The following is a 22,438-nucleotide window of genomic DNA, read 5'->3' on the forward strand; positions in this document are numbered from 1 at the left end:
TGCCCACATCACAAATCACATCTTTATCGCTCTGCGCAACTTCACGCTTAACTTACTGAAAGACTACTCTTTTCTTCATCGTACGCGTCATCATCGCCACACGACGGACGATAATCGCACGCTTCCCCCGCTCGCCCCGTTGTCGAAAAACCGTGCAGATGGTTTGATTGAATGAACGATTAACGGATAGATGTTCGGTAATCGCACATTTTACCTTCCAGGAATCGCGCCATGACCAAAACCACAACCGATATCCAGGCCTTTATTAACGACAATCCATTCACCAAATATCAGTGGATGATCCTCGTGCTGTGCTTTATCACCGTCGCGATGGACGGGTTCGACACCGCCATCATCGGCTTTATCGCCTCTGACCTCGTGCAGGAATGGGGGGTGCAAAAATCCGCCCTCGGCCCGGTAATGAGCGCCGCGCTGGTCGGGCTGGCGGTGGGTGCCCTGACCGCAGGCCCGATGGCGGACCGCATTGGCCGTAAAAAGGTGCTGATTCTTTCCATCATCGTCTTCGGTAGTTTCAGCCTGCTGACCGCGGCAGCAACCAGCCTCAATCAGCTGACGCTGCTGCGCTTCCTGACCGGGCTGGGCCTCGGGGCGGCGATGCCGAATGCCGCCACGCTGATGAGCGAATATGCACCGGAACGCCGTCGGGCATTGCTGGTCAACCTGATGTTCGTCGGTTTCCCGATTGGCTCATCGCTGGGCGGGTTCATTTCGGCCTGGCTTATTCCGCATTACGGCTGGCAGAGCGTGCTGATCCTCGGCGGCGTCATGCCGTTGATCTTAGCGGTGGTGCTGATTTTCCTGCTGCCGGAATCGGTCCGCTATCTGGTGGCGAAAAACAAATCGCAGGCACAGGTGGCGACCATTCTGCGACGCATCGCCCCGCTGCCCGCCGATCCCCACTTTGTGCTGCATGAAACCGGCGGCATGCCGGATAAAACGGCTCTCGGCGTGATTTTCTCCCCACGCTACGCACTGGGGACGGTGATGCTGTGCCTGACCTACTTTATGGGCCTGCTGATTTTCTATTTACTCACCAGCTGGCTGCCGTTGCTGATCCGCGAAACGGGTGCCACCCTGAGCCAGGCTTCGATTGTTACCGCCCTGTTCCCTCTCGGCGGCGGGATTGGCGTGCTGGTGCTCGGCGCGCTGATGGATAAATTCAATCCGAACAAAGTGGTGGCCGTCGGCTGGCTGCTGACCGGGGTATTCGTGTGCCTGGTCGGCTTCTCCACCAGTAGTCTGGTGCTGATGGGGGTGATGGTGTTTATTGCGGGCAGCATTATGAACGGCGCGCAGTCCTCAATGCCCGCGCTGGCGGCAGGATTCTACCCGACTCAGGGCCGGGCGACCGGCGTGGCGTGGATGCTCGGCATCGGGCGTTTCGGCGGCATTCTTGGAGCCTTCAGCGGCGTATTCCTGATGCAGGCCCAGCTGTCGTTTGAAACCATCTTTATGCTGCTGGCTATTCCGGCGCTGCTGTCGGCCACGGCATTAATGGTGAAATATGCCCTGACTCTCCCAAAGCGTCAGTCCGCAACCACCTCCAGCGATCTCCCTAAGGCGACACAAAAAGCCTGAGACGAACACGGCGGGTGCCTGCACCCGCCTTTGCCAGAACTTTACTAACGATTTACAAAAAACGTTCTGAATAACTTTCCCGTTTCTTTATCAAATAATTAGTCGGCGTCTGCCCAGAGCTGAAACGGGTCCGGGAACCGATATCGCACGAATAGTCACCTCCGTGACCACTCCTCATCCTTTTTACTGACTATTCTTAAGAGGCTCTGAGTTGTTCACGTATCCACCGTGTGATGTAGAGGAGTTCTCAATGGAATCTAAAGATCCTATGTTTGAACTGTTGAGCAGTCTTGAACAAATCATTTTCAAAGACGATTCGCAGAGAATTACCCTGACCCAAAAGCCCACAGCCTTTACCGAGTTTGAGCAACTACGTAAAGGCTCCGGTTTGAAGATAGATGATTTTGCCCGAGCGATGGGCGTCAGCGTTGCCATGGTGCAGGAGTGGGAGTCGAGACGAGAGAAACCGTCGCCCGCCGAACTGAAGCTGATGCGCTTGATTCAGGCCGATCCACGATTAAGTAAGCAGCTGATGGAATGAAGTGACGACCCCCGCCTTGCGGGGGTTTTTGTTTACCTCTCACTGAACACCCAGCCTGACGCCTGCCATTCAAGGCTGTGGGTCAGCTGCAAACCATTTAAAAACGCCTCGTCATGAGACACCACCAGCATCGCACCGGGGAAGTTTGCCAGCGCGGCTTCGATGGCCTGCGTCGACGCCAGGTCCAGATGATTGGTCGGTTCATCTAACAGCAGCAGTTGGGTGGCTTCCCGCCGCCAGAGCACGCTGGCAAGGGCGGCTTTCAGGCGCTCGCCCCCGCTGAGCGATGACAGCGGCAGTCCCACCTTCTCTGCGGTCAACTGCAACTGGGCCAGGCGGCTGCGCAGTACCCCCTCCTCCAGCGGCGTATCGGCGAGACTCAAGTGTTCCATCACCGACTGCGACAGACTGAACTGGCTCAGATGCTGATCGAGCCAGGCGGCATTGACTGACAGTTTGCAACTGCCGCTCGCCGGGGGTTCCAGGCCCAAAATGGTTTTGAGAAAGGTGGTTTTTCCGCAACCGTTCGGACCCCGGAGCGCCACCCGCATCGGGCCGTCGAGACGCCAGGTCAGCGGCGCGAGCGCGCTATGTGCCAGCACCAGATTGTGCAGTTCCAGTACCTGTTTACCCGCCGCAACCTGATTCCCCGGCAGCGTCATCATCACAGGCATTTCATCCTCTACCCGCTCACGCGCCTGATTGACCGCCGCGTTCAGGGCATCGTTCTGCTCGCGATGCTGACGGCGCAGCGTGCCGGGCCGGGCTTTCGCCGCACCTTTATAGGCTACGCGTTCGAACGAGGCGATATTCAGGGAATCGACGGTGCGTAGGGTTTGGGCCGAGCGTCGCTGGCTATTATCGTGTTCTTTTTGCAGCCTGGCGCGGGTCCGGCGGCGCTCAGACGCCGCGTGGTCCAGCGCAGAACGCGCCGCCTGCTGTTCCGCATCACGTTGTTGCTGGTAGACCTCAAAATTACCGCCGTACTGCCGCAACGTTCCGGCTGAGAGTTCCAGAATGCGCGGCAGTTGCGCCAGCAATGCCCGGTCGTGGCTGGCAATCAGCGCCCCGCCGCGCCACTGGGCAAGTTGCTGATAAAACCACGCCCGCCCGGCGCTATCCAGGTGGTTAGTTGGCTCGTCGAGCAACAGATAATCGGCCCCGGAAAGAAACGCGGCGCACAGCAGCGCTTTCACGCGTTCGCCACCGCTCAGGGATGACGCCGGGCGATACGGGTCAAACTCCGGCAACGATAACGCCGTAAACGCGGCAGCCAGACGTTCTGATATATCCCAGTTATCCTCGAGCACATCCCCGTCTTCCGGCAGCATTTCACCCTGAATCACCCGATGCAGGGCGGAGAAGATGTTCGTTAATCCAAGCAAATCCGCCAGCGTACTTTGCGCAGCCAGTTCCGGCTGCTGAGCCACGTAAGCCACATTGGCAAAATATTCGATATGGCCTTGAGCGGGCGTTTCTGCGCCTGCCAGCAGCTGTAACAGACGGGTTTTCCCGCTGCCGTTACGCCCAACCAGGCCACACAGGGAACGTTCAAGGGAGAGATCCAGCGGACCGAATAACACATCGCCCGTCGCAAACTGACAGGTGACCTGATGCAAAATAAACGCAGGGGATTGCGCACAAAAATGAGCCATAAGCACTCCTGAATGAAATCAAAAACCATCCCCGCCAACGCGATTGCGTTATGTCAGGGCCGAATTCATCAGTCGTGATTGTTCATTTTCGGGATGCGCTCCAGAGAGAAGAGAAAAGTCGGGAGACAGGATAGCCGGATTCCGGCCAGGATTTCAAGGTTAAATGTTCGCCAGTGGGGCAGGGATAAAACGTCCGGTAATCATCTACGCTCAGTGAGTTTGCGAGCACGCTTCAGGAAATAACAGGAGTCATGAATCACCGGATGGCGATTCATGACTGAAAGACGGGATTAATCAAAAACACCCTTAATGATCGACGTCACGATGGCGGTACTCAGGGCAACCAGTACTAAATCGTTGCCGACGGTCTGCCATTCATAGCCTGGATAATAGGGCAGTTGATTGAGCATCGAACCGGGAACCGTTCTTTTTGCAATGCCTGGAGGTAACGGCTTACCCCGGGCGAGATTTTTAGCAATCCCGGGAGGGAGCGGTTTGTAACCGGTCAGGCCCAGGTTGACTGCGAGCCTGCGGGCATCAGAGGAACTGATATCGGAATCCACGTGATCAGGCTTGCCGTAGTTTTTCCTGCTGCCGTGATCGCCAGATGCGTTGCCTTTCCCATTTCCGTTACCTTTATTGCCGTGATCGCCGCTGTTTCCATGATTACTGCTATTACCACTGTTTCCGCTGTTACCCTGTCCGTTGCCATTGCCGTTTCCGTTTCCGGGATTCGCCATCACAGGCAACACCACCAGAGACAGACTCAGCGCGGTGACCGCCGCCGTCATAAAGCCACGATGTTTACGCATGTTGATTACCTTCAAGTAGGTGATTCTCAATCAACATAGGCCACACTCCTACTTTCGTGCCATGACATTTGTCTTAAATATCTGTACTGCCACTCTTTTTGCGAGCACGCTTCAGGAAATGATAAAAACGGAACACAGGATTGTGTCTCTGGAGGAGTGGGACGCATATAAAAAACCCGCCTTTCAGCGGGTTGATTTATACGTATAACCGATTACTGCAGCAGGGAAATATCCGCGACTTGCAGGAACAGCTCACGCAGTTTGCTCAGCAGCGTCAGACGGTTGAGACGCACCTCTTTTTCGTCGGCGTTAACCATCACGTTCTCGAAGAACTCATCCACCGGCTCACGCAGGGACGCCAGTTCGATCAGCGCATCCTGATAACGGCCTTCGGCGAAGAACGGCTGCAGCTTATCGCGCAGCACCACCAGGTGAGTCGCCAGCTTGATTTCCGCCGCGTCTTTCAGGACCGAAGCGTGAACGGTATCGTTCAGCGTTTCGTCAGACTTGGCCAGAATGTTGGAGACACGCTTGTTGGCAGCGGCCAGCGCAGCGGCTTCATCCAGGGTACGGAAGTGCGACACCGCCTTCATACGGGCATCGAAATCTGCCGGACGGGTCGGACGACGCGCCAGCACGGCCTGAATGGTGTCAACGGTGTAACCTTCGTCCTGATACCAGGCGCGGAAACGGCCCAGCATGAAGTCGATTACCTCATCAACCACGTTAGCGTTGGTCAACTTGTCACCGTACAGACGCACCGCTTCTTCGGTGAGCGTTTGCAGATCGAGGTTCAGGTTCTTCTCAACGATGATACGCAGAACGCCCAGCGCAGCACGACGCAGCGCAAACGGATCTTTGTCGCCTTTCGGATGCTGACCGATCCCGAAGATGCCCGCGAGGGTATCCATCTTATCGGCAATCGCCACGGCACAGGCGACCGGGTTGGATGGCAAATCGTCACCGGCAAAGCGCGGCTGATATTGCTCGTTCAACGCCACCGCCACGTCTTCGGCTTCGCCGTCGTGACGCGCATAGTGCATACCCATGATGCCCTGAGTGTCGGTAAATTCGAACACCATATTGGTCATCAGGTCACATTTCGAGAGCAGGCCCGCACGCGTAGCATGATTCACATCCGCGCCAATCTGTCCGGCAATCCAGCCCGCCAGGGCCTGAATGCGGTCAGTTTTGTCACGCAGCGTGCCGAGTTGTTGCTGGAACAGAACGGTTTGCAGGCGTGGCAGATGGTCTTCCAGACGCTTTTTACGGTCAGTGTTGAAGAAGAATTCAGCATCCGCCAGACGCGGACGAACCACTTTTTCGTTCCCGGAAATAATCTGAATCGGATCTTTCGACTCAATGTTGGTCACGAAAATAAAGTTCGGCAGCAGTTTGCCGTCGTTGCCATACACCGGGAAGTACTTCTGGTCACCCTTCATGGTGTAGACCAGCGCTTCAGCCGGAACGGCGAGGAATTTTTCTTCGAATTTCGCGGTTAGCACTACCGGCCATTCGACCAGGGAGGTGACTTCTTCCAGCAGGCTTTCGCTCAGATCAGCGTTACCGCCGATTTGACGCGCCGCTTCTTCAGCATCCGCCTTGATTTTGGCTTTACGCTGTTCGTAATCCGCCACAACCTTGCCGCGTTCCAGCAGGATCTGCGGATACTGATCGGCGTTGTCGATGGTAAATTCCTGCTCACCCATAAAGCGATGACCGCGGATCACGCGATCGGAAGCAATGCCCAGGATGGTGGCAGGCACCACGGTGTCGCCCAGCAGCAGGGTCACGGTGTGGACCGGACGCACGAACTGCACATCGGACGCACCCCAGCGCATCAGTTTAGGGATCGGCAGCTTCGCAAGCGACGTGGCGACCATCTGCGGCAGCAGCGCTTCGGCGCTTTCGCCTTTGACGTGCGCACGATACAGCAGCCATTCACCTTTATCAGTGACCATACGCTCGGCCTGATCAACGGTGATACCGCAACCACGCGCCCAGCCTTCTGCTGCTTTGCTCGGCTTGCCTTCGGCGTCAAACGCCGCAGACACCGCCGGGCCACGTTTTTCAACTTCGCGATCTGGCTGTGATTCCGCCAGTGCCGCGACTTTCAGCGCCAGACGACGCGGAGCCGCAAACCACTCTACGTTACCGTGCGCGAGACCCGCGTTATCGAGTTCTGCTGTAAAGTTCGCAGCGAAGGATTCCGCCAGGTTGCGCAGGGCTTTTGGTGGCAGCTCTTCAGTGCCGATTTCCACCAGGAAAGTTTTTTCAGACATGGCCGCCTCTTATTTATTCTTGTTGCACATCGGGAAGCCGAGGGCCTCACGGGAAGCATAATAGGCTTCTGCCACGGCTTTGGTCAGGGTGCGAATGCGCAGAATGTAGCGCTGACGCTCGGTGACCGAGATGGCTTTACGCGCATCCAGCAGGTTAAAGCTGTGGGCGGCCTTCAAAATACGCTCATAGGCAGGCAGCGGCAGCGGGTTTTCCAGCGCCAGCAGCTGTTGTGCTTCTTTCTCATACTGCTCGAAGCAGGAGAACAGGAAGTCGACATCGGCATATTCGAAGTTGTAGGTGGACTGCTCCACTTCGTTCTGATGGAACACGTCGCCGTAGGTGGTTTTACCCAGCGGGCCGTCGCTCCAGACCAGGTCGTAAACGCTGTCTACGCCCTGAATGTACATTGCCAGACGTTCCAGACCGTAGGTGATTTCACCGGTCACCGGCTTACACTCCAGGCCGCCAACCTGCTGGAAGTAGGTGAACTGCGTCACTTCCATGCCGTTCAGCCACACTTCCCAACCCAGCCCCCAGGCACCCAATGTCGGGTTTTCCCAGTTGTCTTCCACGAAACGAACGTCGTGAATGGTCGGGTCCATACCCAGCTCTTTCAGAGACCCAAGGTACAGCTCCTGAATATTGTCCGGCGATGGCTTAATCACCACCTGGAACTGGTAATAGTGCTGTAAACGGTTCGGGTTTTCGCCATAGCGACCATCGGTCGGGCGGCGGGACGGCTGCACATAAGCCGTCGCCATTGGCTCAGGGCCCAACGCGCGCAGGCTGGTCATTGGATGAGAGGTGCCAGCGCCTACTTCCATGTCCAGTGGTTGAACAATGGTGCAGCCCTGACGAGCCCAGTAATCCTGTAAGGTCAGGATCAGGCCCTGGAAAGTCCTGGTATCAAACTTTTGCATATTTTTAGTGCTGGATACGTGTGGAATTAAGGAAGGGTCAAGTATACCCGCTGGCTGCGAGATATACAGTATGAATGGCAGTTGTTTGCGGAAAATTGAGGGAATATTGGGGAAACGCCAGGCATTTCCCTCCGGCAGCGTCGCCTGTTAGCGCATCGAAAGGTGTAAAAATTGCCCTTCTGCATCGAAAGAACAGACGAAACTCTCTTTCTTTGGCGTATTGCCCCGTAGCTCATAGCTGCCCTGGAATTGCTCGAAGCCAATCAGTTCCACTTTCTGCGGCCCGGTATTGTACCGCGCAGCCGCTTGGCTCTTGCAAAGCTGCTCCATATCCAGCGAACTCACCGGCGGCATTTTCGCGCGTTGCGCTTTTTGCTCCGGTGCGTGGTGAGCACTGCACCCCGCCAGCAGCGCGACCAACAATAGGGATAAACCACACTTCATCATCATTTTTGGTTACGGCCTTCTTCTTTGCCTGTTATTGTCATTTTAAGACTAGTTGCTTTTTCAGACCGCGCATTCCGCAAATGCGTTCCGTGATCGACAAGCGCCCCGGGACAAATCAGAATTTTCCATTGCATCAGCGGCTACAATCGCAGGTCAGAGTTTTTTTCATCTTCACTATGGGGAACGGATGTCGGGAAAGATTAGCTGGATTACCAACCTGCGAGGGATTGCCTGTCTGATGGTGGTCATGATCCATACCACTACCTGGTATGTCACCAACGCCCACAGTATCAGCCCGTTCAATTGGGATGTCGCCAACCTGCTGAATTCTGCCTCGCGCGTCAGCGTGCCGCTGTTCTTCATGATTTCTGGCTATTTGTTCTTTGGCGAACGCAGCGCGGCTCCGCGCCATTTCCTGCGTATTGGGCTCTGTTTACTGTTTTATAGCGCCGTGGCGCTGATTTATATTCTGCTGTTTACCCATATCAACGTTGAACTCTCCCTGAAGAATCTGCTGCAAAAGCCGGTGTTCTATCACCTGTGGTTTTTCTTCGCGATAGTCGTGATTTATCTGCTCTCCCCGCTGATTCAGGTGAAAAGCGTCAATGGCTGGATGCTACTGGCGCTGATGATAGTGCTCGGGATCGTCGCCAACCCGAATACCGTGCCGCTGAAAACCGGTGGATTTGAATGGCTACCGGTGAATTTATACATCGACGGCGACACGTTTTACTACGTGCTGTATGGCCTACTGGGGCGTGCGTTGGGGATGATGGACACCGACAAAAAACCGCTGACGCTGCTCTGTGTCGCGCTGTTCGCGGCCTCAGTGTGGGTGATTTCGCGCGGCACGCTGCACGAACTGCAATGGCGCGGGAATTTCGCCGATACCTGGTATTTGTATGCCGGGCCGATGGTGTTTATCTGTGGCGTGACGCTGTTTACGCTGGTAAAAAATACGCTAAACAGCCGCGAACTGCCGGGATTACGCACAATTTCTCAGCACTCACTGGGGATTTACGGGTTTCATGCTCTGGTGATACATGCGTTGCGTTCCGGCGGCGTTGAACTCAAACGCTGGCCAATCCTGGATATCGGCTGGATCTTCTGCGCAACCCTCGGCGTCAGCCTGCTACTGTCAATGTTGTTGCAGCGCATCGACACCCGCAGGCTGGTGAGTTAACGCCCGCTGACGCGCCCGATGCAGCTGGCGGGCCGAAGTAAAGCCCGCCGCCTGTGCGGCTTGTTCTACCCCGCAGCCCTGCAACAGTTGCTGTTCTGCCAACGCCAGCCGAAGCTGTTCCAGATAATCCCGCACGCTGACCCCCAGATGCTGCTTAAACAACCGTGTGAGATGGCGCGGGGTGACGTGGGCCCGGTCGGCAATATCGGCTAGCGGCCAGGCGCGCTGCGGGGCGGCGGTGAGCGCGTCCTGCGCCCGATGAATGGCTGGATGCAGATGATTCCGGTAGCGCAGCCACGGCGAGAGCTGCGGGTCATCACCTGAACGGCGGAACCACACCACCATCTCCCGCGCGACCGCCATCGCCTTCTCCGGGCCATACAGTCGGTTAATCAGATGCAGTGCCAAATCGATGCCCGAGGTGATCCCGGCGCTGGTCCAGATCCCCTTGTCCTCAATGAAAATACGGTTCTCTTTGACCATCGCCCCTGGGGCTGCGGCCTTAAGACGCGAAATCACATCATGATGGGTAGTGCATTGCACTCCGTGTAACAGCCCGGCTTTCGCCGCCAGCAGCGAGCCAGAACAGACACACATCAGGGTGATTTTCCCGCTGTGCAGAAGAGGCTGCTGGCGGGTGAGCCAGCGGCGTACAAGCTCGGCCTGGGGAGTAGAAAAGAAGTGGTTTGAATCGCAGACCCCGGGCAACACCAGCAGGCTGCCCGCTGGAAGCGTGTCCGGTAATGGCTGAATATTACCCATCGTCATGCCGATGGAAGTCGGCACCTGGGCGTCTGGCCCGATGTAGTGCAGACGAAATGCGTCACCCGCCAGCACAAACGTTTCTGCCGGGCCGGTCATATCCAGCGACAGCACGCCGGGCAACATCACGAACCAGACATCGGTGGTCATAGCGCTTCAAGCGTCTCCGTTACGGTTTTTACGCTGGCAAAACGCCCTTCGAGCACGGTTTCCGTGCGGTGGCGCAGCGTCTCAACGTCCAGCGTAACGCCTTTGTGGGTCATCGGAAAGGTCAGCGTAGCCTCGGTGACAAACGTCACCTGATATCCGAGGTCAGATGCCACGCGGGTGGTGGTTTCACAGCACTGTTCGGTCCGCAATCCACAGATAATCAGGTGGTTAATATCACGGCTGCGTAGCCAGAAATCCAGCCCAGTATCGGTAAAGGCGTTATGCACGTGCTTATAAAAAATCACCTGAGGCTGATGACGTAAAAAGGACATCGGTTTCACAAAGCCACTTTCCAGCGAAAAAGGTCCCTGGTCGTCGACGTGGAAAATATCCACCACCGGGATATCACGCTGCTCACACCCGGCGATCAGCCGCTGCATCGCAACCTGAAACGCGGGAAAATCGGCGGCTGTCCAGAATGGACGCTGTTCGAAAGATTGCTGAGTATCGATGTTAATCAGGGCGGTGCGGGACATAATGAGACGCCTTTTCATGTGGATGTAGGCCTATTGTGGCCACGAAAAGGCGTCTTGCTAAGGTCAAAAAAGGACAGCTAACCGTTCATTCAGGACATCAGGGGTTTGAGCTGCTGATAAAGCTGGCGGAAGGTTTCACGCCGTGGGGCATAGGCCGCATTTTTCGCCGCATCGGGCTGATGCGTCTGTTCCAGCGCCAGCTGCGGAAGCAGGTCCGCAACAGGTTTACCAGGGTGCATTGCCAACTGCGCCAACCGCGCTGCACCGAGTGCCGGGCCGACGTCACCGCCGGTACGATAGTCCAGCGCCATGCCGCTGATATCCGCCAACATCTGACGCCAGTACGCGCTTCGTGCCCCGCCGCCAATCAGGGTCACGCTTTCAGGCGTAATCCCGCAGCCATGTACCACGTCCATGCCCTCTGCCAGCGCAAATCCGACACCTTCGAGCACCGACAGCGCCAGCTCCGCCGGGCCATGTTGGTGCGTCAGGCCAAAGAACACGCCTTTGGCATTCGGATTATTGTGCGGCGTACGTTCCCCGGATAAATACGGCAGGAACCACACCGGATCAGCGTTTTTATCCGCCGTTTGCGCGGCCGCCAGCAGCGCAGGCACATCGCCCAGGCCCGTCAGCTTCGCCGCCCAGTCGAGGCACGATGCCGCGCTGAGCATCACCGACATCAAATGCCAGCGGCCCGGCAGCGCATGACAGAAACTGTGTACCGCGCTTTCCGGCTTGCTGAGAAAGCCATTGCTGACGGCGAAGTAGACCCCGGAAGTCCCGAGCGACAGCATTGCCTGTCCGGCCTCGGCCATACCGACGCCGACCGCGCCCGCGGCATTATCGCCGCCGCCCGCCACCACCGGTATCGCAGGCATATTCCACGCCTGTGCAACAGATGCCCGTAAAGTGCCGGTAATGTCGCAGCCTTCGAACAGCGCGGGCAAGTTGTCGCGACTCAGCCCACTGGCCTGAAGCATTTCATCGCTCCAGTCGCGCTTCGCCACGTCCATCCACATTGTGCCCGCCGCGTCGGACATGTCGCTGGCGAACTCGCCGGTCATGCGCAGACGCAGATAATCTTTCGGTAACAACACTTTATCAATCTGCGCAAACACCTCAGGCTCGTGGCGTTTAACCCACAGTAATTTTGGTGCAGTAAAGCCGGGCATCATCAGATTCCCGGTGATTTCCCGCGAGCGAGGCACCGATGCTTCGAGCAGGGCGCACTCTTCGCCACAGCGCCCATCGTTCCAGAGAATAGCGGGCCGCAGGACGCGTTGCTGTTTATCAAGCAGTGTCGCCCCGTGCATCTGCCCGGCAATCCCTAATGCCTTCACCTCTGCCAGCGAATGCTGCGCGCCCAACGCTTTCATCGCGCTGTCCGTTGCCCGCCACCAGCTCTCAGGATCCTGCTCGGACCAAAGCGGATGCGGGCGCGAGACGGTCAGTTTCTCGGTGTGCGAGGCCAGCACGTCGCCCTGCTCGCTGAGCAGAATAGCTTTGACGCCAGAAGTGCCAAGATCGATCCCGATATACATAGTGACGATTCCTTAATTGAACATGCCCGGCGACGCGAGGCGTACCGGGCTTCAGGCGATAACGAGCTTACTTGTCGAACAGGTAATGATTAACCAGGTTTTCCAGCTGCTCCTGATGCCCGCTCTGATGCTGCGGAGACAGGTTATGCTGTTCAGCGTACTTCGCAATGTCGGTGAGTGACATCTGGCCTTTGAGGATCTGCTGGCCCAGTTCACCATTCCAGCCCGCATAGCGACGCGCCACGCGTTTATCCAGCTCGCCGTCTTCAATCATGCGCGCCGCCACTTTCAGTGACAGAGCCATGGTGTCCATTGCGCCGATGTGACCGTAGAACAGATCATATTTGTCGGTGCTCTGACGGCGCACTTTGGCATCGAAGTTCAGGCCGCCGGTGGTGAAGCCGCCCGCCTTGATAATTTCATACATCACCAGCGCGTTTTCTTCCACGCTGTTCGGGAACTGATCGGTATCCCAGCCAAGCTGCGCGTCGCCGCGGTTAGCATCGACAGAACCGAACAGGCCCAGCGCAATCGCGGTGGCAATTTCGTGGTGGAACGAGTGGCCCGCCAGGGTGGCGTGGTTCGCTTCAATGTTCAGTTTGATCTCTTTTTCCAGACCGAACTGCTTGAGGAAGCCGTACACGGTAGCCGCATCGTAATCGTATTGGTGCTTGGTTGGCTCCTGCGGTTTTGGCTCGATAAGCAGCGTACCGCGGAAACCAATCTTGTGTTTGTGCTCGACCACCATTTGCATGAAGCGGCCAATCTGCTCGCGCTCCTGACGCAGGTCGGTGTTGAGCAGCGTTTCATAGCCTTCACGGCCACCCCACAGCACGTAGTTTTCACCGCCGAGCTGATGGGTCGCGTTCATCGCGGTCACCACCTGTGTGGCGGCCCAGCTGAACACTTCCGGGTCAGGATTGGTGGCGGCACCTGCGCCGTAGCGCGGGTTAGTGAAGCAGTTCGCCGTGCCCCACAGCAGCTTAACGCCGGTCTGTTGCTGTTTTTCCGCCAGCACGTCGACCATCTGCGCAAAGTTATTCAGATACTCTTTCAGCGACGCGCCTTCCGGGGAAACATCAACGTCGTGGAAGCAGTAGTACGGCACGTTCAGCTTATGGAAGAACTCGAAGGCCACATCGGCTTTGCGTTTGGCCAGCGCCAGCGCTTCGCCGGGCTGCTGCCATGGACGGTCAAACGCGCCCACGCCGAACATGTCTGCACCATTCCAGCAGAAGGTATGCCAGTAGCACGCCGCAAACCGCAGGTGATCTTCCATGCGCTTGCCGAGCACCAGCTCATCAGGGTTATAGTGGCGGAAAGCCAGCGGATTTTGCGTTTTCGGGCCTTCATAACGGACCCTGTCGAGTTGGTCGAAATAAGCTTGCATAATTGAACTCCATTAGACGCGGCGAATACCAGGTTGTGGGCTAATACTGTTACCTGTTTGGCGGTTGCTCAATTACGTTATTTCACACTGAGATTAAGAGAATCCACAAACGTGCGCTGGCTCGCAAAATATTTCCTCATTGACTCTTTTTTCGGCCTTGCTTCCAGACATCAATGCAACAAATAGCTGAAACGATTTAAAATCAGATCGCGGTCATAAATCAGCAAAGAAACCAAATATCGTAACCAGAAGATAAAAATCTATAATTGCCATAAATCCCTCCCGTGCTAAAAATTTGCAGCGTATCCGTCGTACCTGTTTCTTTTATCGCCAATCTCAACACCCCTACACCCAGAAAAGGCCCTACGATGAAGATAAAGAACCTCTGCCTCACGCTCTGCGCCTCGCTGCTGCTGACAAGCTTTGCAGGCATCGCCAAAGAAGTGAAAATCGGGATGGCTATCGACGACCTGCGTCTGGAACGCTGGCAAAAGGATCGCGATATATTTGTAAATAAAGCCGAATCATTAGGTGCAAAAGTATTTGTGCAGTCGGCGAACGGTAACGAAGAAACGCAAATGTCGCAGATTGAAAATATGATTAACCGCGGCGTCGATGTGTTGGTTATTATTCCTTACAACGGTCAGGTGCTCAGCAACGTCATTAAAGAAGCCAAACAGGAAGGCATAAAAGTGCTGGCGTATGACCGGATGATTAATAACGCCGATATTGATTTTTATATTTCTTTTGATAATGAAAAAGTCGGTGAAATGCAGGCCCAAAGCCTGATTGATAAAGTGCCGTCGGGAAATTACTTCCTGATGGGCGGCTCGCCGGTGGATAACAATGCCAAGCTGTTCCGTGCCGGGCAGATGAAAGTCTTAAAACCGTATATCGACGACGGCAAAATTAAGGTCGTGGGCGATCAGTGGGCCGACGGTTGGCTGCCGGAAAATGCACTGAAAATTATGGAGAACGCGCTCACCGCCAATAACAACAAAATTGATGCCGTGGTGGCGTCGAATGATGCCACCGCCGGGGGGGCGATTCAGGCGCTGAGCGCCCAGGGGCTGGCGGGCAAAGTTGCCATTTCCGGCCAGGATGCTGACCTCGCAGGGGTGAAACGCATTATTGCCGGTACTCAGACCATGACCGTGTATAAACCCATCACTCAACTCGCCACCACCGCCGCTGAAATCGCGGTGGAATTGGGCAACGGCCAGCAGCCTAAATCTGACGCGACGCTTAATAATGGCCTGAAAGACGTGCCTGCACGCCTGTTAACGCCAATTGAGGTCAATAAAACCAACATCGACGACACCGTGATTAAAGACGGCTTCCACAAGAAGAGCGATCTGTAATTCCGCGCGCCCCTCTCTCGAGAGGGGCATTTCCCTTCAACGTGGAACGCTACACGGAGTCGCTATGCCTTATCTACTTGAAATGAAGAGCATTACCAAAGCCTTTGGCGCGGTAAAAGCTGTCGATAATGTCAGCCTGCGCCTTAACGCCGGGGAAGTGGTTTCCCTGTGCGGGGAGAACGGGTCGGGAAAATCGACCCTGATGAAAGTGCTGTGCGGCATTTACCCCTACGGCAGCTTTGAGGGCGAAATTGTGTTTGCCGGTGAACCGCTCCAGGCGGCGCACATTCGCGACACCGAGCGCCGGGGCATCGCCATTATTCATCAGGAGTTAGCGCTGGTGAAGCACCTGACGGTGCTGGAAAACATCTTCCTCGGAGCGGAAATCACCCGCCACGGTATTCTCGATTATGACCAGATGACCCTGCGCTGCGAGAAATTACTCGCCCAGGTGAGCCTCGCCATTTCGCCCGATACCCGGGTGGGCGATTTAGGGCTGGGGCAACAGCAGCTGGTCGAAATAGCCAAAGCGCTGAATAAACAGGTACGCCTGCTTATTCTGGACGAACCGACGGCGTCGCTTACCGAACAAGAAACGGCAGTATTGCTGAATATTATTCGTGACCTGCAAAACCACGGCATCGCCTGTATTTATATCTCCCACAAACTTAACGAAGTGAAAACTATCTCGGATACCATTTGCGTGATCCGTGACGGGCAACACATCGGCACCCGCGACGCCAGCGGGATGAGCGAAGACGACATCATCACCATGATGGTCGGTCGCGAGCTGACCGCGCTGTACCCGAACGAACCCCATACGCCCGGTGAGGAAATCCTGCGGGTGGAAAACCTTACCGCCTGGCATCCGGTTAATCGTCATATCCGGCGGGTGGATAACATCTCCTTTTCCCTGCGACGCGGGGAAATACTCGGTATCGCCGGGCTGGTCGGGGCCGGACGAACCGAAGCGGTGCAGTGTCTGTTTGGCGTCTGGCGCGGACGCTGGGAAGGCAAGGTGTTTATCGACGGCCAGGCGGTGAACATTGAGAACTGCCAGCAGGCGATTGCCCACGGCATCGCGATGGTGCCGGAAGACAGGAAGAAAGACGGCATCGTGCCGGTGATGGCGGTCGGGAAAAATATCACCCTCGCCGCGCTGGACCAGTTTTCCGGACCGCTCAGCGCGCTGGATGAGGCCGCAGAGCAGAACTGTATTCTGCAATCCATTTCCCGCCTGAAGGTGAAAACCTCTTCGCCAGACCTGTCGATTGGCAGGCTCAGCGGCGGTAACCAGCAGAAGGCGATTCTGGCCCGCTGCCTGCTGCTCAACCCGCGTATTCTGATCCTCGATGAACCGACGCGCGGGATTGATATCGGCGCGAAATACGAAATCTACAAACTGATTAATCAATTGGTGCAGCAGGGCATTGCGGTGATCGTCATCTCTTCCGAACTGCCGGAAGTGCTCGGCCTGAGCGACCGCGTGCTGGTGATGCACGAAGGCAAACTGAAAGCGAACCTGGTCAACCATCAGCTGACCCAGGAACAGGTAATGGAAGCGGCTCTGAGGAGTGAACGTCATGTCGAAAAACACGCCGTCTGAACTGAAGCTCGAGACGCGGGTGCCTGTCGCCTTCGCCGGGCTTAAAAATCTCAATTTACAAGTGTTTGTGATGATTGCCGCGATAGTCGTCATCATGCTGTTCTTCACCTGGACCACCGACGGCTCGTACCTCAGCGCGCGTAACGTCTCAAACCTGCTGCGCCAAACCGCCATCACCGGCATTCTGGCGGTGGGCATGGTGTTTGTGATTATCTCGGCAGAAATTGACCTGTCGGTGGGCTCGATGATGGGCCTGCTCGGCGGCGTGGCGGCAATCTTCGATGTCTGGCTCGGCTGGCCTTTACCGCTAACCATCGTGGTCACGCTGGCGCTGGGACTGGTGTTAGGGGCGTGGAACGGTTGGTGGGTGGCGTATCGCAAAGTGCCTTCGTTTATCGTGACCCTCGCCGGGATGCTGGCGTTTCGCGGCATTCTGATTGGCATCACCAACGGCACGACCGTCTCGCCGACCAGCCCGGCAATGTCGCAAATCGGTCAGAGCTATCTCCCGGACGGCGTTGGCTTCATCATCGGCGTGGTGGGGCTGATGGCCTTTGTCTCCTGGCAATGGCGTGGTCGGCTTCGTCGTCAGGCGCTTGGGCTGAGTAACCCGGCCACCACGCGCGTGGTGGGTCGTCAGGCGATCACCGCCGTGATTGCGCTGGGCGCTATCTGGATGCTAAACGACTATCGCGGGGTGCCAACGCCAGTGCTGATCCTCGCCCTGTTGCTGCTGGCAGGCATGTTTATGGCTACCCGCACCGCGTTTGGTCGGCGCATTTACGCTATCGGCGGCAACCTGGAAGCCGCGCGCCTGTCGGGCATTAACGTCGAACGCACTAAGCTTGCGGTGTTCGCCATTAACGGCCTGATGGTGGCTATCGCCGGATTAATTTTAAGCTCGCGTCTTGGGGCCGGGTCGCCTTCCGCGGGGAATATCGCCGAGCTCGACGCCATTGCTGCCTGTGTGATTGGTGGCACCAGCCTCGCAGGCGGCGTGGGAAGCGTCGCGGGCGCGGTAATGGGCGCGTTTATTATGTCTGCGCTGGATAACGGAATGAGCATGATGGACGTGCCGACTTTCTGGCAATATATCGTTAAGGGTGCCATTTTGCTGCTGGCGGTGTGGATGGATTCAGCCACTAAGCGGCGGGCCTGATCGCGGCAGTTTCCGCTACGATGGCGGTGCCTTCGGGTATCGCCATTCTTGTCTCTTCAGGAAAGCAAAATATGTTTGAAAAGCGCCACCGCGTCACGCTGTTATTCAACGCCAATAAAGCCTATGACCGTCAGGTCGTGGAAGGCGTGGGCGAGTATTTGCAGGCGTCGCAGTCGGAATGGGACATCTTTATCGAAGAGGATTTTCGCGCCCGCATTGAAAACATTAAAGAGTGGCTCGGTGACGGCGTGATTGCCGATTTTGACGACCCAACTATCGAAGCCCTGCTCGGCGATGTGGAGGTGCCAATCGTCGGCGTGGGCGGCTCTTACCACCGCCCGGAGCAATATCCCGCGGTGCATTATATCGCCACCGATAACCACGCTCTGGTGGAAACCGCGTTTTTGCATCTGAAGGAAAAAGGCGTCCACCGTTTTGCGTTTTACGGTCTGCCCTCTTCAAGCGGTAAACGCTGGGCGATGGAGCGCGAACATGCATTTTGCCAGATAGTGGCGAAAGAGAAATACCGTGGCGTGGTGTATCAGGGCCAAGAAACCGCGCCGGAAAACTGGCAGCATGCGCAGAACAGGCTGGCGGACTGGCTGCAAACGCTACCGCCACAAACCGGGATTATCGCCGTGACCGATGCCAGAGCGCGCCACATATTGCAGGCCTGCGAACATTTGCACATTCCGGTGCCCGAAAAGTTGTGCGTGATTGGCATCGACAACGAAGAGTTGACGCGCTATCTGTCACGCGTGGCGCTGTCGTCTGTGGCACAGGGTACGCGTCAAATGGGCTATCAGGCCGCTAAGCTGTTACACCGCCTGCTTGATAACGAAAGCCTGCCACTGCAACGTCTGCTGGTTCCCCCGGTGCGCGTGGTGGAACGCCGCTCGACGGATTACCGATCGCTTGACGACCCGGCGGTCATTCAGGCGATGCACTACATCCGCAATAACGCCTGCAAGGGCATTAAAGTGGAACAGGTGCTGGATGCGGTAGGGATTTCGCGTTCGAATCTGGAGAAACGCTTTAAAGAGGAAGTGGGGGAAACCATTCACGCAGTCATTCACAGCGAGAAACTGGAGAAGGCCCGCAGCCTGCTGGTTTCAACTTCATTATCGATTAACGAGATTTCGCAGATGTGCGGTTATCCTTCGCTGCAATATTTTTATTCAGTATTTAAAAAAGAGTACGACGCCACGCCGAAAGAATATCGGGAGCGTTTTGGTGAAACGTTGATTTAAAAACTAAAAATTTAAAAACAAAAACGCCTTCCGATGGAAGGCGTTTCTTAGCTGACGGGTTGCCATTACATATGGGCGGCAATCAGACGCTGGTTATCCTGGTACATACTGAACAGGAAGTTATTATAGCTCGACCCACGAGTCGAATAGCCTTTCAGTTTGTGGATCATCGCACTGGCCGTGACTTCCTGGTCCGTTTTACGCAGCTGCGCACGGGACTTACGGAATGACTTATAAGCCGGATGCGTGTTCAGGTTCACCACATAGGCATCCACAGACTCTTTGACCGAGTCAAAGTGAGAGTAGCCTTTCACCTTGCCGCTCCCCGCAGGACATTTGCCTGAACCACATTTCATGCCGAACAGGTTGTTGTTGTTGCGCGCCAGTTTGGACGTACCCCAACCGCTTTCTGCTGCGGCCATGGTTGCCACCATGCTGCCAGGAATAATATCCACACGCTCAAGCAGCGAGTTCCACGGAATTTTACGCGTATTCCCGGACCAGCTGATTTTGTAGCGCTGGGTAATTTTTTTCATGCGCGCACGTTCAGACGGTGACCAACGACCATCGTACTGCTTGGAAACAAGCCAGTTACGATCGGCGGTGATTGCCGCATTTTGGCTGGTAATATAAGGCATTACGGTCCGGAGAAACGCTTTTTTACGAGGTGTTCCGGAAGGGTATTTTCGCAAATCAGGAAGTGAACTACTCTTTGCACTATTGCGAGAATACTCTTGTTTACTGCTAACCTTACTACTACTGCTTGCCTTTATTATCGGGGCTTTGTGACTCGTTGTTGCTGTGTGCGTCTTTGCCAGCACGCTACCTGAAAATGCACAGGTGAGTAACATGAGTATCGCGGCCCCATATCGTCGAATGGGAGTCGATATCATTAGGTCTCCTGGTCGGAAAAAATCATTCCAACACCTTGTTTTATTCACATAACTGCGAAATGAATCGCGAATCATAGCAAAAATACCGTGTGGACGCACCCAAAGAAATAATCCAATTCCGAAACGATGTCACGCATAAACTACTCCCTTTCGACTCATAAGCCTGAAATTGCTGGCGTAATCGCAGAAATTCCTTTTCTAATTTGAAGCCGATCACTCACCCTGCGCCATCCTCCCCTTCAATGTGGTTCAGGGATGAGGGGCCGGATGGGGTCTGCTGGCAAAATGTACAAAAACCGACTCAGGTGAACGAAATGAAACGTGCCGCCCTTATATTGCTTCTGCTGCCCGAAATCGCCCTGGCGGCCTGGACTGCGCCGGATTTTCCTGCCTTCAACGCGCAAGCCAGCGGAAAATTTGTCAGTCAGAAAACGCTGACGAAGGGTACTCGTCCGCTGACGTTAAATCTTGACCAGCAGTGCTGGCAGCCCGCCTCGGCCATCAAACTCAATGAGATGTTGTCGCTGGAACCCTGTCAGGGCGCGACACCGCAGTGGCGACTGTATCGTGACGGGGAATACACCCTGACCGTCGATACCCGCTCCGGCACGCCAACGCTGATGCTGAGCGTGGAAAGCGCCGCCACGCCGTCGGCAAAGGTCGAGACCCGCCAGTGTCCACGGTGGGACGGTAAACCACTCACGGTGGATGTCAGCAAAGTCTTTACCGAAGGCAGCAAAGTCCGTGATTTTTACAGCGGCCAGACCGCGACGGTGAGTGGCGGGAAAATCACCCTGCAACCCTCCCCTGACAGCAACGGCCTTCTGCTGCTGGAAAATGCACAGTCAGACTCGTCCGCCGACTTTAACTGGCACAATGCCACCGTCTACTTTGTACTGACCGATCGCTACGTGAATGGTGATCCCGCCAACGATAGCAGTTACGGTCGGCATAAGGACGGATTGCAGGAGATAGGCACTTTTCACGGCGGAGATTTGCAGGGACTCGCCAGCAAGCTCGATTATTTGCAGCAGCTTGGGGTGAATGCACTGTGGATAAGCTCTCCGTTGGAGCAAATTCACGGCTGGGTCGGCGGCGGCACCAAAGGCGACTTCCCGCACTACGCCTATCACGGCTATTACCCGCAGGACTGGACGAAACTTGATGCCAACATGGGCAACGAGGACGACCTGCGTCATCTGGTGGACGAAGCGCACAAACGCGGGATCCGCATTTTATTTGACGTGGTGATGAATCACACCGGCTACGCCACCCTGGCCGACATGCAGCAATATCAGTTTGGCGCGCTGTATTTGCAGGGTGAGGAACGCAAAAGCATACTCGGCGAGCACTGGACCGACTGGAAACCCGGCCCCGGCCAGAGCTGGCACAGCTTTAATGACTACATTAACTTCAGCGATAAACCCGCATGGGACAACTGGTGGGGCAAAAAGTGGATCCGCACCGATATCGGCGACTACGACAATCCCGGCTTTGACGATTTAACGATGTCGCTGGCTTTCCTGCCGGACGTCAAAACCGAATCGAAGGAAGCGTCTGGCCTGCCAGTGTTCTATCAACACAAGCCAGATACCGCAGCTAAAGCGATTGCAGGCTTTACGCCGCGCGACTATCTGACCCACTGGCTGAGCCTGTGGGTGCGCGATTATGGCATCGACGGTTTTCGCATTGATACCGCCAAACACGTTGAGCTTCCGGCCTGGCAACAACTGAAAACCGAGGCCGCCGAGGCGCTGGCGCAATGGAAGAAAGCCAATCCGGGCAAGTCACCGGATAATGGTCCCTTCTGGATGACCGGCGAAGCCTGGGGCCACGGCGTGCTAAAGAGTACGTATTACCAGAACGGCTTCGATGCGATGATTAACTTCGATTATCAGGATCAGGCGGCGAAAGCGGTGGATTGCCTGGCGAATATCGACCTCACCTGGCAGCAGATGGCCGACAAACTGCAAAACTTCAACGTGCTGAGCTATCTCTCATCGCATGATACCCGGCTGTTCCGCGAGGGCGGTAGCGAGGCCGCAGAGCTATTGTTGCTGGCCCCCGGCGCGGTGCAGATATTTTATGGCGATGAATCGGCGCGTCCGTTCGGCCCGACCGGGTCTGATCCGTTACAAGGCACGCGTTCGGACATGAACTGGCAAGACGTCGGCGGTAAAGAGGTCGCAACCGTTGCTCACTGGCAGAAACTCGGCCAGTTCCGCGCCCGTCACCCGGCGATTGGTGCGGGCAAGCAAACCACGCTTTCATTGCCGCAGGGTTACGGCTTCATGCGCGAAAAGGGCGAGGACAAAGTGATGGTGGTGTGGGCAGGAAAACCCTGAAG

Annotated in this window: 18 protein-coding genes; 8 read left to right on the top strand and 10 right to left on the bottom strand. The window is 55.9% G+C overall.

Annotated features, from left to right (window positions below):
* Nucleotides 1-231 precede the first annotated feature (231 nt).
* Both SIK69_RS09565 and SIK69_RS09570 read left to right on the top strand, forming a co-directional pair.
* Complete coding sequence (locus tag SIK69_RS09565) at nucleotides 232-1,599, top strand: MFS transporter (protein ID WP_319785982.1); 1,368 nt, start codon at nucleotides 232-234, stop codon at nucleotides 1,597-1,599.
* 250 nt (nucleotides 1,600-1,849) lie between these two features.
* Entirely contained in the window at nucleotides 1,850-2,140 is a 291-nt protein-coding gene (locus SIK69_RS09570; RefSeq protein WP_319627166.1) for an HTH-type transcriptional regulator, read from the top strand.
* Between the two features lie 32 nt (nucleotides 2,141-2,172).
* Here SIK69_RS09570 and SIK69_RS09575 read toward each other — a convergent pair whose 3' ends face one another.
* The 5 genes from SIK69_RS09575 to SIK69_RS09595 all read right to left on the bottom strand — a co-directional run bounded on the left by SIK69_RS09575 (nucleotide 2,173) and on the right by SIK69_RS09595 (nucleotide 8,260).
* Entirely contained in the window at nucleotides 2,173-3,795 is a 1,623-nt protein-coding gene (locus SIK69_RS09575; protein ID WP_319785983.1) for an ABC-F family ATP-binding cassette domain-containing protein, read from the bottom strand.
* A 290-nt stretch (nucleotides 3,796-4,085) separates the two neighbouring features.
* A complete protein-coding gene (locus SIK69_RS09580) occupies nucleotides 4,086-4,607 on the bottom strand; it encodes an anti-virulence regulator CigR family protein (RefSeq protein ID WP_319785984.1) in 522 nt (173 codons plus the stop codon).
* Nucleotides 4,608-4,819: 212 nt separating this feature from the next.
* The gene (glyS, locus tag SIK69_RS09585) at nucleotides 4,820-6,889 is read right to left on the bottom strand and encodes a glycine--tRNA ligase subunit beta (RefSeq protein ID WP_319627169.1); all 2,070 of its coding nucleotides are present in this window, start codon (nucleotides 6,887-6,889) and stop codon (nucleotides 4,820-4,822) included.
* Between the two features lie 9 nt (nucleotides 6,890-6,898).
* Nucleotides 6,899-7,810, bottom strand: coding sequence for a glycine--tRNA ligase subunit alpha (glyQ, locus tag SIK69_RS09590; protein ID WP_319785985.1), 912 nt, complete (start codon nucleotides 7,808-7,810; stop codon nucleotides 6,899-6,901).
* A 147-nt stretch (nucleotides 7,811-7,957) separates the two neighbouring features.
* A complete protein-coding gene (locus tag SIK69_RS09595; protein WP_319627171.1) occupies nucleotides 7,958-8,260 on the bottom strand; it encodes a YsaB family lipoprotein in 303 nt (100 codons plus the stop codon).
* Nucleotides 8,261-8,444: 184 nt separating this feature from the next.
* Between SIK69_RS09595 and SIK69_RS09600 the strand changes: the two genes are divergently transcribed.
* Nucleotides 8,445-9,440, top strand: coding sequence for an acyltransferase (locus tag SIK69_RS09600; RefSeq protein ID WP_319627172.1), 996 nt, complete (start codon nucleotides 8,445-8,447; stop codon nucleotides 9,438-9,440).
* Here the strand turns inward: SIK69_RS09600 and SIK69_RS09605 are convergent.
* The 4 genes from SIK69_RS09605 to xylA form a co-directional block, all read right to left on the bottom strand.
* Entirely contained in the window at nucleotides 9,396-10,352 is a 957-nt protein-coding gene (locus SIK69_RS09605) for a GlxA family transcriptional regulator (RefSeq protein WP_319785986.1), read from the bottom strand. The two genes, SIK69_RS09600 and SIK69_RS09605, sit on opposite strands and share 45 nt — an antisense overlap.
* Nucleotides 10,349-10,888 carry an isochorismatase family protein gene (locus tag SIK69_RS09610; RefSeq protein ID WP_319627174.1) on the bottom strand — a complete coding sequence of 180 codons (540 nt, stop codon included), beginning with the start codon at nucleotides 10,886-10,888 and terminating at the stop codon, nucleotides 10,349-10,351. Before SIK69_RS09610 ends, SIK69_RS09605 begins: the two co-directional genes overlap by 4 nt.
* Before the next feature lie 89 nt (nucleotides 10,889-10,977).
* Nucleotides 10,978-12,432 carry a xylulokinase gene (gene xylB, locus SIK69_RS09615; protein ID WP_319785987.1) on the bottom strand — a complete coding sequence of 485 codons (1,455 nt, stop codon included), beginning with the start codon at nucleotides 12,430-12,432 and terminating at the stop codon, nucleotides 10,978-10,980.
* A 67-nt stretch (nucleotides 12,433-12,499) separates the two neighbouring features.
* Nucleotides 12,500-13,822, bottom strand: coding sequence for a xylose isomerase (gene xylA / locus SIK69_RS09620; protein ID WP_319785988.1), 1,323 nt, complete (start codon nucleotides 13,820-13,822; stop codon nucleotides 12,500-12,502).
* A 368-nt stretch (nucleotides 13,823-14,190) separates the two neighbouring features.
* On the opposite strand from xylA, the gene xylF reads away from it, so the two are divergent.
* The 4 genes from xylF (at nucleotide 14,191) to xylR (ending at nucleotide 19,198) form a co-directional block, all read left to right on the top strand.
* On the top strand, nucleotides 14,191-15,183 hold the full coding sequence (gene xylF, locus SIK69_RS09625) for a D-xylose ABC transporter substrate-binding protein (protein WP_319785989.1): 993 nt from the start codon (nucleotides 14,191-14,193) through the stop codon (nucleotides 15,181-15,183).
* A gap of 64 nt (nucleotides 15,184-15,247) precedes the next feature.
* Nucleotides 15,248-16,789, top strand: a complete 1,542-nt coding sequence (locus tag SIK69_RS09630; RefSeq protein ID WP_319785990.1) for a xylose ABC transporter ATP-binding protein — start codon at nucleotides 15,248-15,250, stop codon at nucleotides 16,787-16,789.
* Nucleotides 16,767-17,948: a xylose ABC transporter permease XylH gene (xylH, locus tag SIK69_RS09635; protein WP_319785991.1), complete on the top strand. Its 1,182-nt coding sequence runs from the start codon at nucleotides 16,767-16,769 to the stop codon at nucleotides 17,946-17,948. The genes SIK69_RS09630 and xylH overlap by 23 nt, the downstream gene beginning before the upstream one ends.
* A gap of 71 nt (nucleotides 17,949-18,019) precedes the next feature.
* Nucleotides 18,020-19,198: a D-xylose utilization transcriptional activator XylR gene (gene xylR, locus SIK69_RS09640; RefSeq protein ID WP_319627180.1), complete on the top strand. Its 1,179-nt coding sequence runs from the start codon at nucleotides 18,020-18,022 to the stop codon at nucleotides 19,196-19,198.
* A 65-nt stretch (nucleotides 19,199-19,263) separates the two neighbouring features.
* Here the strand turns inward: xylR and SIK69_RS09645 are convergent, their stop codons facing one another.
* The gene (locus SIK69_RS09645) at nucleotides 19,264-20,091 is read right to left on the bottom strand and encodes a protein bax (protein ID WP_319627181.1); all 828 of its coding nucleotides are present in this window, start codon (nucleotides 20,089-20,091) and stop codon (nucleotides 19,264-19,266) included.
* Between the two features lie 314 nt (nucleotides 20,092-20,405).
* Here SIK69_RS09645 and SIK69_RS09650 point away from each other — a divergent pair, with 314 nt between their 5' ends.
* Nucleotides 20,406-22,436 (top strand): alpha-amylase, encoded by a 2,031-nt coding sequence (locus SIK69_RS09650; RefSeq protein ID WP_319785992.1) that lies wholly within the window; start codon nucleotides 20,406-20,408, stop codon nucleotides 22,434-22,436.
* The last annotated feature ends 2 nt before the right edge of the window (nucleotides 22,437-22,438 follow it).

Origin of the sequence: Scandinavium lactucae, from assembly GCF_033843265.1 — a bacterium.
Classification (GTDB): domain Bacteria; phylum Pseudomonadota; class Gammaproteobacteria; order Enterobacterales; family Enterobacteriaceae; genus Scandinavium; species Scandinavium lactucae.

Coding starts and splice junctions, on each gene's coding strand:
- SIK69_RS09565 (WP_319785982.1), top strand. CDS start 232: ATGACCAAAACCACAACCGATATCCAGGCCTTTATTAACGACAATCCA.
- SIK69_RS09570 (WP_319627166.1), top strand. CDS start 1,850: ATGGAATCTAAAGATCCTATGTTTGAACTGTTGAGCAGTCTTGAACAA.
- SIK69_RS09575 (WP_319785983.1), bottom strand. CDS start 3,795: ATGGCTCATTTTTGTGCGCAATCCCCTGCGTTTATTTTGCATCAGGTC.
- SIK69_RS09580 (WP_319785984.1), bottom strand. CDS start 4,607: ATGCGTAAACATCGTGGCTTTATGACGGCGGCGGTCACCGCGCTGAGT.
- glyS (WP_319627169.1), bottom strand. CDS start 6,889: ATGTCTGAAAAAACTTTCCTGGTGGAAATCGGCACTGAAGAGCTGCCA.
- glyQ (WP_319785985.1), bottom strand. CDS start 7,810: ATGCAAAAGTTTGATACCAGGACTTTCCAGGGCCTGATCCTGACCTTA.
- SIK69_RS09595 (WP_319627171.1), bottom strand. CDS start 8,260: ATGATGATGAAGTGTGGTTTATCCCTATTGTTGGTCGCGCTGCTGGCG.
- SIK69_RS09600 (WP_319627172.1), top strand. CDS start 8,445: ATGTCGGGAAAGATTAGCTGGATTACCAACCTGCGAGGGATTGCCTGT.
- SIK69_RS09605 (WP_319785986.1), bottom strand. CDS start 10,352: ATGACCACCGATGTCTGGTTCGTGATGTTGCCCGGCGTGCTGTCGCTG.
- SIK69_RS09610 (WP_319627174.1), bottom strand. CDS start 10,888: ATGTCCCGCACCGCCCTGATTAACATCGATACTCAGCAATCTTTCGAA.
- xylB (WP_319785987.1), bottom strand. CDS start 12,432: ATGTATATCGGGATCGATCTTGGCACTTCTGGCGTCAAAGCTATTCTG.
- xylA (WP_319785988.1), bottom strand. CDS start 13,822: ATGCAAGCTTATTTCGACCAACTCGACAGGGTCCGTTATGAAGGCCCG.
- xylF (WP_319785989.1), top strand. CDS start 14,191: ATGAAGATAAAGAACCTCTGCCTCACGCTCTGCGCCTCGCTGCTGCTG.
- SIK69_RS09630 (WP_319785990.1), top strand. CDS start 15,248: ATGCCTTATCTACTTGAAATGAAGAGCATTACCAAAGCCTTTGGCGCG.
- xylH (WP_319785991.1), top strand. CDS start 16,767: ATGTCGAAAAACACGCCGTCTGAACTGAAGCTCGAGACGCGGGTGCCT.
- xylR (WP_319627180.1), top strand. CDS start 18,020: ATGTTTGAAAAGCGCCACCGCGTCACGCTGTTATTCAACGCCAATAAA.
- SIK69_RS09645 (WP_319627181.1), bottom strand. CDS start 20,091: ATGATATCGACTCCCATTCGACGATATGGGGCCGCGATACTCATGTTA.
- SIK69_RS09650 (WP_319785992.1), top strand. CDS start 20,406: ATGAAACGTGCCGCCCTTATATTGCTTCTGCTGCCCGAAATCGCCCTG.